The sequence below is a fragment of the Bradyrhizobium sp. PRIMUS42 genome (genome assembly GCF_023006515.1).
In the GTDB taxonomy this organism is placed as follows: domain Bacteria; phylum Pseudomonadota; class Alphaproteobacteria; order Rhizobiales; family Xanthobacteraceae; genus Bradyrhizobium.
Genome location: NZ_JALBGZ010000174.1, coordinates 1 through 9,810, shown reverse-complemented (window position 1 = coordinate 9,810; position 9,810 = coordinate 1). Strand labels below are relative to the sequence as shown.

Annotated in this window: 8 protein-coding genes and 1 pseudogene; 4 read left to right on the top strand and 5 right to left on the bottom strand. The window is 64.6% G+C overall.

Annotation, left to right across the window (positions count from 1 at the left end; translation table 11 throughout):
* The coding region (locus MOV75_RS15530; protein ID WP_247006132.1) for an SDR family NAD(P)-dependent oxidoreductase at positions 1 to 432 on the bottom strand (432 nt) is incomplete at its 3' end.
* Positions 433 to 693: 261 nt separating this feature from the next.
* On the opposite strand from MOV75_RS15530, the gene MOV75_RS15525 reads away from it, so the two are divergent.
* Genes MOV75_RS15525 through MOV75_RS15515 form a run of 3 tightly spaced genes read left to right on the top strand, consistent with a single transcriptional unit; the run spans position 694 to position 3,787 of the window.
* A complete protein-coding gene (locus MOV75_RS15525) occupies positions 694 to 1,758 on the top strand; it encodes an acyl-CoA dehydrogenase family protein (protein WP_247006131.1) in 1,065 nt (354 codons plus the stop codon).
* A gap of 15 nt (positions 1,759 to 1,773) precedes the next feature.
* Positions 1,774 to 2,934 carry an acyl-CoA dehydrogenase family protein gene (locus MOV75_RS15520; RefSeq protein ID WP_247006130.1) on the top strand — a complete coding sequence of 387 codons (1,161 nt, stop codon included), beginning with the start codon at positions 1,774 to 1,776 and terminating at the stop codon, positions 2,932 to 2,934.
* Positions 2,935 to 2,974: 40 nt separating this feature from the next.
* Complete coding sequence (locus MOV75_RS15515; RefSeq protein ID WP_247006129.1) at positions 2,975 to 3,787, top strand: enoyl-CoA hydratase/isomerase family protein; 813 nt, start codon at positions 2,975 to 2,977, stop codon at positions 3,785 to 3,787.
* Positions 3,788 to 3,940: 153 nt separating this feature from the next.
* Here MOV75_RS15515 and MOV75_RS15510 read toward each other — a convergent pair whose 3' ends face one another.
* From MOV75_RS15510 to MOV75_RS15495, 4 genes are all read right to left on the bottom strand, one after another.
* Entirely contained in the window at positions 3,941 to 6,055 is a 2,115-nt protein-coding gene (locus MOV75_RS15510) for an acetate--CoA ligase family protein (protein WP_247006127.1), read from the bottom strand.
* A gap of 153 nt (positions 6,056 to 6,208) precedes the next feature.
* On the bottom strand, positions 6,209 to 6,955 hold the full coding sequence (locus tag MOV75_RS15505) for a hypothetical protein (RefSeq protein WP_247006125.1): 747 nt from the start codon (positions 6,953 to 6,955) through the stop codon (positions 6,209 to 6,211).
* A 2-nt stretch (positions 6,956 to 6,957) separates the two neighbouring features.
* On the bottom strand, positions 6,958 to 7,746 hold the full coding sequence (locus tag MOV75_RS15500; RefSeq protein ID WP_247006123.1) for an enoyl-CoA hydratase: 789 nt from the start codon (positions 7,744 to 7,746) through the stop codon (positions 6,958 to 6,960).
* A 166-nt stretch (positions 7,747 to 7,912) separates the two neighbouring features.
* Positions 7,913 to 9,118, bottom strand: coding sequence for an ABC transporter substrate-binding protein (locus tag MOV75_RS15495; RefSeq protein ID WP_247006121.1), 1,206 nt, complete (start codon positions 9,116 to 9,118; stop codon positions 7,913 to 7,915).
* Between the two features lie 426 nt (positions 9,119 to 9,544).
* On the opposite strand from MOV75_RS15495, the pseudogene MOV75_RS15490 reads away from it, so the two are divergent.
* Positions 9,545 to 9,810, top strand: a pseudogene (locus tag MOV75_RS15490) (nuclease); the annotation flags it as partial.

The following is a 9,810-nucleotide window of genomic DNA, read 5'->3' as shown; positions in this document are numbered from 1 at the left end:
AGCGGAGGGCCGCCCCGAAGCCTTCGCGCCCGCCTCGAGCAGGCTGCGCGCGGCGCGCACCATCTGGAACGGGCCGATGGTGTTGACGCCATAAAGGCGCTGGAAATCTTCAGCCGACAAGCCGTCGAGATCGGCGTGAGCGACATGCTTGGTGGTGCCGGCATTGTTGACGAGGATGTCGAGCCGGCCCCAGCCGCTGGCGGCCGCGACGATCTTGCGGCAATCCTCGTCCTTGGAAACGTCGCCCTGCGCGACCAGGACTTCCGCAGCGCCGGCCTTGCGGCACAGCTCTGCCGTGGCCTCGGCCTCCTTCTGGCTCGACGAATAGTTGATGACGAGCCGCGCCCCGCTGCGCGCAAGAATTTCCGCCGTCGCAGCGCCAAGGCCGGAGGCAGACCCCGTCACGATTGCACACAAGCTGTCTTTGGCCATCCGGATTTCCTTCCCTTGGTTCTGATGCAAGCCTTGAAAAGAGCTGGCCTTGTTTAGCGAGTTTGCGGCGCCCTGCAAATCGAGCAAACTCCGCTAAGCGGAATTAGCCCCTGTCGGCTCTTCGCCCATGCCTGCGCCGCAGGTTGACCTGCGATCAACGCTTGTCAGGGCCATGGCTTTTTCGGATCATCGGGCGCAAGAAGACCTGCGCGGTTCGCTCAACGAGGCGAGACGCGCCAACGGCAAAACACGGGGAACGCTGTGGCGGAGAGTGACAACATCGTCGTCGAGACCGCGGAGAAGATCTTCGCCGATCTTGCCGATCCGCAAGAGATCAACAACGACAAGAAGAATTCCTGGCAGGGGCCGCTTTGGCAGGCGCTGAGCGAAGCCGGCCTGCCATTGTCCTGGGTGCCTGATGATCTCGGCGGCTCCGGCGCGGGCTTGGCCGATGGCTTTGCGCTGCTGAACGCCGCCGGCCGTTTCGCCGTGGCGGTTCCGCTGGCCGAGACCATGCTGGCCGGCTGGCTGCTGGCGCAGGCGAAGATCGCCTCGCCCGAGGGCGAGATGACGGTGCTGCCGGCATCGCCGAAGGATCGCATCACCCTGAATGCCGACGGTTCACTCTCCGGCCGCGCCCGCGGCGTACCTTTTGCGAAGGCGGCCAAGCATTTTGCAGTGCTCGCACATGGCAAGGACGGCGTCTCGATCGCGCTGGTCGACGCGGCCAAGGCGCGGATCGAGGCGGGGCTCAATGTCGGCTACGACCACAGCGACACCGTGACGCTCGACAAGGTCCCGTCCGTCACGCTCAAGGCCGCGCCGAAGGGCTTTGACCAGACCACGATGATGCTGATGGGCGGCGTTGCGCGGAGCCTGCAGATCGCGGGCGCGCTGGAATCGATGCTCGACATCTCCGTGTGCTATTCCAACGAGCGCGTCGCCTTCGAGAAGAAGATCTCCAAGTTTCAGGCGGTGCAGCACAATCTGGCGCGCCTCGCCGGTGAATCCGCCGCGGCCCTTGCGGCTGCAACCTCTGCGGCCGACGCCATCGCGAACGCGAAGAGTTTTGACGACGAGGTCTATCTCGAAGCCGCCTCCGCAAAGATCCGCTGCGCGGAAGCCGCGGAAAAGGGCGGCGCCATCGCGCATCAGGTTCACGGCGCGATCGGCTTCACGCTCGAGCACATCCTGCACCGCTATTCGCTGCGGGCGCTGGCCTGGCGCGACGATTTCGGCTCGGAGAGCCATTGGGCCGTCGAGCTCGGCAAGCTGGTCGCAAACCGCGGCGCCGACGAATTGTGGCCACTCGTGGCGTCGCGCTGATCAGGGAGAGAAACAATGACCGCTGCCCTCCGTTTCGATCCGATCCGCCTGCCCGAAAAGTGCAAGCAATTGCGCAAGGAAGTGCGCGCCTTCCTCGCCGAGGAAATCGCCGCCGGCACTTTCGATCCGCACAAGCCCAACCGCGAGGACACCGACGCGCCGGAATTCTCCCGCCGGGTCGGCGCCAAGGGCTGGCTGGGGATGACCTGGCCGAAGAAATATGGCGGCCAGGAACGCTCCTTCCTCGAACGTTACGTGGTGACCGAGGAGATGCGCGTCGCCAACGCGCCGACGCGGCGCTTCTTCGTCGCCGACCGCCAGAGCGGGCCGGTGCTGATCAAATACGCGCCCGAGCATATCAAGATGGAGATCCTGCCGCGAATCTGCCGCGGCGAGATCTGCTTTGCGATCGGCATGAGCGAGCCGAATTCCGGCTCGGACCTGTTCGCTGCGAAGACCCGCGCGACCAAGACCGACGGCGGCTATCTCATCAACGGCACCAAGATCTGGACCTCGTCGGCGCACATCGCCGACTACATGATCGCGATCTTCCGGACGTCACAGCCGACCAAGGAAAACCGCCGTCATGGCCTGACCCAGTTCCTGGTCAAGATGAAGCAGCCGGGCATCCAGGTGAACCCGATCGGCCAGATCACCGGCCAGTACGAGTTCAACGAGGTCGTCTTCACCGACTTCTTCGTCCCCGACGATCACGTGCTCGGCGAGGTCGATGGTGCCTGGAAGCAGGCGACGAGCGAGCTCGCCTATGAGCGTTCGGGTCCCGAGCGTTTCCTCGAAACTTATTACGTGCTGACCGAGCTCGTGCGCGCGGTCGGCCCCAACCCGGATACGCGCAGCGCCGAAGGCATCGGCCGCCTCGTCGCGCAGCTCCACACCATGCGGCGGATGTCGGTCTCCGTGGCCGGGATGCTGGAAGCCGGCAAGGAGCCGGTGGTCGAGGCGTCCATCGTCAAGGACATCGGCACGGTGTGGGAGCAGCAGCTGCCGCACCGCGTGCGCGATCTCGCCGCCTTCGTCGAGGAGACCGCGACCAACCGCGAGACGCTCGAGCGGCAACTCGATTTTGCCATCAAGACCGCGCCGAAACTCACCATCCAGGGCGGCACCACTGAGGTGCTGCGCGGCATCATCGCCCGCGGACTTGGGCTGCGCTAGTCGCGCGGACTTGGTTTGCGCTAATCAATCGAGGACTATCATGAGCACTTACAAAGACATCGGCGTCGAGAAGGTCGGGCATGTCGGCACCATCGAGATCCGCCGCCCGCCGCTGAACTTCTTCGACATTTCGCTGATCAACCAGATCGCGGATGCGCTGGACGAATTCGACCGCGACATCGAGATCCGCGCCTCCGTTCTCTCGGCACAGGGCAAGGCCTTCTGCGCCGGTGCCAATTTCCAGGATCCGGCGCGGCAGGCGCAGGAAGCGCGCGAAGCCGACAAGAAGGGCGACCCCGCCGACAGCCTCGGGGCGATCAACCATCTCTACATCCAGGCCGTTCGCATCTTCCGCGCCAAGAAGCCGATCGTCGCGGCCGTACAAGGCGCCGCCATCGGTGGCGGATTGGGCCTCGCAGTCTCCGCCGATTTCCGCGTCACCTGCCCCGAGGCGCGCTTCTCCGCGAATTTTACAAAACTCGGCTTTCATCCCGGCTTCGGCCTGACAACGACGCTGCCCGAGCTGATCGGCAAGAACAACGCCGAGCTGATGTTCTACACCAGCCGCCGCGTCACCGGCGAGGAAGCGGTCAAGTGGGGCCTCGCCAACGAGCTGGTGCCGCAGGATCAGGTCAAGGCGGCCGCGATGAAGCTCGCCGGCGAGATCGCCGAATGCTCCCCGCTCGGCCTGCTCTCCACCCGCGCCACGATGCGTGCGGGATTGGCTGATCGCGTCATGGCCGCCACCAATCACGAGCTCGCCGAGCAGACCAGGTTGCGTGCGACGGAAGATTTCAAGGAAGGCGTGAAGGCTACGGAAGAGCGGCGCGCGGCGAATTTTAGGGGAAGGTAGCTTCTTCCTTCCTTCTCCCCTTGTGGGAGAAGGTGGCGCGAAGCGCCGGATGAGGGGTATCTATCCACTCGCTGGACTGTTCGTGAGGATAGAGACCCCTCACCCGTCTCGCCGCTACGCGGCGAGCCACCCTCTCCCACAAGGGGAGAGGGGTTAACCGCGCCCCACCACCAGCGCATCGACGATCGTGACGCCCTGCCCCTCGGCGTGCACCAGCACCGGATTGAGCTCGATCTCCGCGATCTCGTTTGCATGCCGCGCCGCAAGCAAGGAGATGTCGGCGATCAGTTGCGATAGAGCCGGCACGTCCGCCTTCGCCGCTCCACGAAATCCATTCAGCAATGACGCTGCCTTCAGGCTAGCCAGCATCTCGTCCGCCTCCTCCGCACTCACCGGCGCGGGACGATAGATGACGTCGCGGAATAGTTCTGTGGTGATGCCGCCGAGACCCACCATCACCATGGGACCGAAGGTCGCGTCAGTCATCGTGCCGACGATGATCTCGACGCCGCGCTTCGCCATCGGGCCGACCAGCACGCCTTGAATGCTCGCCTCAGGCCGATGCTTGCGCACATTGTCCAGCAGGGCCTCAAATGCCAGAAACACCTCGCCCTTGGTGGTGATGTTGACGCGCACGCCGCCGACTTCGCTCTTGTGAGAGATATCGGGCGACTGGATCTTCATCGCCAGGGGGAAGCCGACGCGGGCGACCGCCTCGTCGAGCTCGCTCTTGTCCTTCACCATCACTTCGTCCGGCAGCGTGAGGCCCGCGGCGCGGAGCAATGTCTTGCTGTCGGCCTCGGACAAGACCGGCGACTTCAGATACGCGGAGAGATCGCGCGCCGGCAGCCGCGCGGCGTCCGCAGGCGGCGTCAGCTTGAAACTGGCGTAGTCGACGAGCTGCCGCATCGCGACGCCGACATGCGTAAGGCCCGTGAGCACCACGGCACCGGATTTGGCGAGCTCACGGCGCGCAAAGTCGGATGGCACCGTGTAGGAATAGAACAGTACCGGCTTGTGCTGCGCCGAGAGCACCGGCGTCAATTCCTCTTCCTTGAACGGCTTGCGCACCTCGCTCGACAGCGACAGCACGACCAGGATCGCATCGACCTCGTCGGAGGCGGTGAGCACGTCGACGCTCTTCTGCAGGCCGCCGGAGGTGACGCCCTGCGCGGTGACGTCGATCGGGTTGCGCGCCGTGCCATAGGACGGCATCAACGCCTTGATCCCCGCCTGGATCGGCTCGGAAAGCTCCGGCACCTGCAAGCCTTGCAGCGCCACGGCATCGGCGCCCCAGATGCCGGCGCCGCCTGAGACGGTGACGACGGCAACGCGATCGCCCTTCGGCAGCGGATTGCTGGTAAGCACGGCCGCGATCGTCAGCGCCTCGTCGAGATCGTTGGAGACAATGAAGCCGTATCTTGCGAACACCGCATCATAGGCCGCCGACCAGCCGGCCATGCTCGCGGTATGCGAGGCGGCAGCGCGCTGGCCTGCGCCGGAGCGGCCGACTTTTGTCACGATGACCGGCTTCTTCTGCTCCGCCGCGTACCTAGCGGCGGCCAGAAACTTTTCGACGTCGCGGATGCCTTCGATGAACAGCAGGATCACGTCGGTCGAGGAATCCTGCACCAGATAATCCAGGAACTCGCCGGCGCCGAGATCGGATTCATTGCCGGCGCTGACGACATAACTGACGGCGAGGCCGAGTGCCCGCGCGCGATGATAATAGGCAAAGCCGATACCGCCGCTCTGCGCGACGATGCCGATCCGCCTCATCGTCGCAACGAGCGGCACCACGCCGGGCTTGACATCGACGGCGGGACTGAAGGTCGCCGCCACGCGCTGCACCTGGCTGAAGAAGCCCTCGGCGTTCGGACCGGAAATCCGCATGCCGGTGCGCTTCGACAGCGCCGCGATCGCATCCTGCATCGCCGCGCTGTCGCCGCCCTCCTCGGCAAAACCGGAGGAGATGATCACGGCGTTCTTGACGCCGGCGGTAGCGCATTGCTCGAGCGCGGCCAGCACGGCGCGGGCCGGGATGATGATGACGGCGAGGTCGATGGGCGCGCCGATCTCTGCGATCGATTTGTAGCAGGCGAGCCCGTCGATATCCCCGTAGTTCGGGTTCACCGGGTAGATCTTTCCGGGATACTCGTTCTTGCGCAGCATCGACAGCAGCCGGCCCGGGATCTTCTCGTGATCGCGCGAGGCCCCGATCAGCGCAATGCTGGCGGGAGCGAAGAAGCTGTCGAGCGGGTGCGGCATGGAGAGTCCTTGGCTTTTTCGATCACTCTACCCGTCATGGCCGGGCTTGTCCCGGCCATCCACGTCCCTCCTCACACCATCACTCCAGCCCAAGAACGTGGATGCCCGGGACAAGCCCGGGCATGACGATGCGGTGAGACATGTGCCGACAATTCAACTGACGCGGAACGTCACTCCGCCCAGCAGGAACTCATTCCCCGCCACCGCATGCCCGTTCGCCCGCGCCGCGTGCAGCACCTGCGCGATATCGGTCACGCGAAACTCCAACGCGCTCATGATTTCGCTTGCACCCTTCACGAAACGGAAGGTGGCGTTGGGCAGCTTCAATTCGGCGCCGCTCGGCGCAACGCCGATGATCTTGCCCCAATGCTCCGCGAGGCCTTGCGGATCCGGGCTTTGCATCTCCACGCCAGCAAGCGCCTGCGTCACATCCTTGCGGATGCACCTCTGCCAATCCGGTCCCGCCGGCGGATACGGCCCCAAGATGTCGTCGCTGCCTTCGGTATGGTTGAACTCGATGAAGGCGGCGCGGCAGTCGCGGGGGTGGAGTTGGACGCCGTGATAGGGCGCGTGATCGATGACGTTGGCGGTTCGGACGCCGAACGCATTGGCGTTGCGTCCGCGCTCGTCGGGGTCGTTACAGCAGAAGATCGCCATGTAGCCGCCGCGGCCGCCGGTCTTCTCGATGAAGCGGCCGGCCGTGGTGCCGTCCTTGAAAGGTGCGACCACCTCCAGCAAAATCGTATCGACCGGGAGCAGCGCGTTCTCCAGGCCGTATTTGGCGACATTGCCGTCGCGATAGCACACGGTGAGGCCCATGATCTCCGCGATGTCGGAGACGACAGGCGCGAGCTGCGGCGCGACCAGGCAGATCTGCCGCAACCGCATATAGGGCGCCATGGTCATGCGCCCCTGAAGGCCGGTTTGCGCTTCTCCACAAAGGCCTTGGCGGCCTCCTTGTGGTCTTCGGTGTCGCCGCAGCGCGTGTGATGGATCGCCTCGCCGTCGAAGCAGTCCTCCAGGGCGAGATGCTCGGCATTGTTGATGTTGCGCTTGATGAAGCCGAGCGCGATCGAGGGCCCCTGCGCCAGCGACATCGCGAGCTCGTGCGCGGCGCCGTCGATCTCGGAATCGGACACGACCTTCGTCACCATGCCGATCGCATGCGCTTCCTTCGCAGTCAGCACCGGCGACATCAGATAGAGCTCGCGCGCCCGCGCGCTGCCGAGCAGCTGCGTCAGGAAATAGGTGCCGCCGTAATCGCCGGAGAAGCCGACCTTGGCAAAGGCGGTCGTGATCTTGCAGGATTCGGAGGCGATGCGCAGATCGCACGACAGCGCCATCGACAGACCCGCGCCGGCCGCGGCGCCGTCGAGCTGCGCCACCACGGGTTTCGGCATCTGGTGCAGGATGCGCGAGACCTCCATGCCGCGGCGGAGGCTCGCAAGCTTCTGATCGAACGGCAGCGGCGCCCGGCCTGCCGCCATCGACTTGACGTCACCGCCGACGCAGAACGAGCCGCCGGCGCCCTTGAACAACACCGCACGCACCTCCGCATCGTCGGCCGCACGGCGCGCGGCTTCGACCAACCCCGCGACCATCTCGGGGTTGAGCGCATTCTTCCGCTCGGGGCGGTTCATGGTGATGGTGAGCAGCCCGCCTTCGAGCTTTTGCAGGACCATGTCGTTCATGGGGCGTCTCCCTTGTTGTTGTTTGACCGGGCTATGACCACACCGTCATTGCGAGCGAAGCGAAGCAATCCAGAGATGTGTCCGCGGATGCAGACTGGATTGCTTCGTCCTGGATTGCTTCGTCGCAAGAGCTCCTCGCAATGACGGGCGTGATATCGTCACGCCGTCACTTCTTCACCAGCGGGCAGCGCGACTGCTCCAGCGATTGGAACGCCTCGCTGCCGGGCACGGTGGCGAGCAGCTTGTAATCGTCCCAGCGGCCCTTGGACTCCGACGGCTTCTTCACCTCGAACAGATACATGTCGTGGATCATGCGGCCGTCCTCGCGGATCTTGCCACCCTTGGCGAAGAAATCGTTGATCGGCGTTTCCTTCATCACCTTCATCACGGTGGCCGCGTCGGTCGTCCCGGCCGCTTTCACCGCCTTCAGGTAATGCGTCACGGAGGAATAGACGCCGGCTTGCGCCGAGGTCGGCGGCCGCTTCACACGCTCCTGAAAGCGCTTCGAGAAGGCGCGCGTCTCGTCGTTCATGTCCCAGTAGAACGCTTCGGCCAGCAGCAGGCCCTGCGCGGTCTCGAGCCCGATCGAGTCGATGTCGGTGACGAAGGCGAGCAGTGGCGACACTTTTTGGCCGCCCTTGGTGATGCCGAACTCGGCAGCTTGCTTGATGGCGTTGACGGTGTCGCCGCCGGCATTGGCAAGACCGATCACCTTGGCTTTCGAGGCCTGCGCCTGCAGCAGGAACGACGAGAAATCCGACGTGTTGAGCGGATGGCGCACGCTGCCCAGCACTTTGCCGCCGGTCTTGGTGACGACGGCGCTGGTGTCCTTCTCCAGATCCTGGCCGAAGGCGTAGTCAGCCGTGAGGAAGTACCAGGTGTCGAGGCCCGACTTCACGGCGGCGAGGCCGGTCACGTTGGCCTGGCCGAACGTGTCGAATACGTAGTGCACGGTATAGGGACCGCAGGCCTCGTTGGTGAGACGGATCGAGCCCGGACCGTTGAAGATGACGATCTTGTTGCGCGCCTTGGCGATCTCGCCGGCGGCTAGCGCCGTCGCGGAGGCCGCGACGTCGTAGATCATCTCGACGCCCTGGTTGTCGAGCATGTCGCGGGCGATGTTGGCGGAGAGATCGGCCTTGTTTTGATGGTCGGCCGCGAGCACCTGGATCTTGCGTCCGAGCACCTCGCCGCCAAAATCCTCGACAGCCATCTTGGCCGCGGTCTCGCTGCCGGGGCCGGTGATGTCGGCATAGAGGCTCGACATGTCCAAGATGCCGCCGATCTTCAGCGGTGGCTTGTCCTCGGCCTGCACAGCGCTCGCGCTGAGAGCAAACGCGGCGGCAAAAATGCCGGACAAAACATGCTTCATGGAAAACGACCTCCCTTTATCGCGCCGTACTCTGGTGGCGGCTTGGTTATTGCTCTTGGTCATCGCTGTTGCCGCAATCATGCCGCATGCGCAAGAGCGCAGCAAGCGCGAGGACGCTGCGAGAGCAGGATTGCCGCGCATGTTTTCCGCAAAGCGGAATGGTGAGAGGACGGAAGATGTTTCCACGTCATTGCGAGGAGCGCTTGCGACGAAGCAATCCAGAGTCCTTCCGCGGAGGGATTCTGGATTGCTTCGCTACGCTCGCAATGACGGGTGCGAGACAACAACGAGCCGTCACACGAGGTGTCGTAGGGTGGGCAAAGGCGCGTCAGCGCCGTGCCCACGAGCCCGAGCGACGAACCGAAGACGTGGGCACGCTTCGCTTTGCCCACGAGGGCCCCTTCGTTGTTGGCACCGTTTGGGTTAATGTCGAAGCGTAACGCAACCTCTCCGGGCAACGTGACGCGGCTGCTTCACTTCATCGTCGCCATTTTTCTCGTCGCGAGTCCCGCCGCGCTCGCGGCGCCGTGCCAATTCGAGTCCCAAGGCGAGGGCCGCGTCGCATCCATCGTCGATGCGCGCAGCGTCCGTCTCGATGACGGACGCGAGATCCGTCTCGCCGGCATAGAACCAACCGCGACCACGAAGCAGGCGCTGGCGTCGCTGCTCGCCGGCCGGGACGTGACGCTCCG

Coding starts and splice junctions, on each gene's coding strand:
- MOV75_RS15520 (WP_247006130.1), top strand. CDS start 1,774: ATGACCGCTGCCCTCCGTTTCGATCCGATCCGCCTGCCCGAAAAGTGC.
- MOV75_RS15515 (WP_247006129.1), top strand. CDS start 2,975: ATGAGCACTTACAAAGACATCGGCGTCGAGAAGGTCGGGCATGTCGGC.
- MOV75_RS15510 (WP_247006127.1), bottom strand. CDS start 6,055: ATGCCGCACCCGCTCGACAGCTTCTTCGCTCCCGCCAGCATTGCGCTG.
- MOV75_RS15505 (WP_247006125.1), bottom strand. CDS start 6,955: ATGGCGCCCTATATGCGGTTGCGGCAGATCTGCCTGGTCGCGCCGCAG.
- MOV75_RS15500 (WP_247006123.1), bottom strand. CDS start 7,746: ATGAACGACATGGTCCTGCAAAAGCTCGAAGGCGGGCTGCTCACCATC.
- MOV75_RS15495 (WP_247006121.1), bottom strand. CDS start 9,118: ATGAAGCATGTTTTGTCCGGCATTTTTGCCGCCGCGTTTGCTCTCAGC.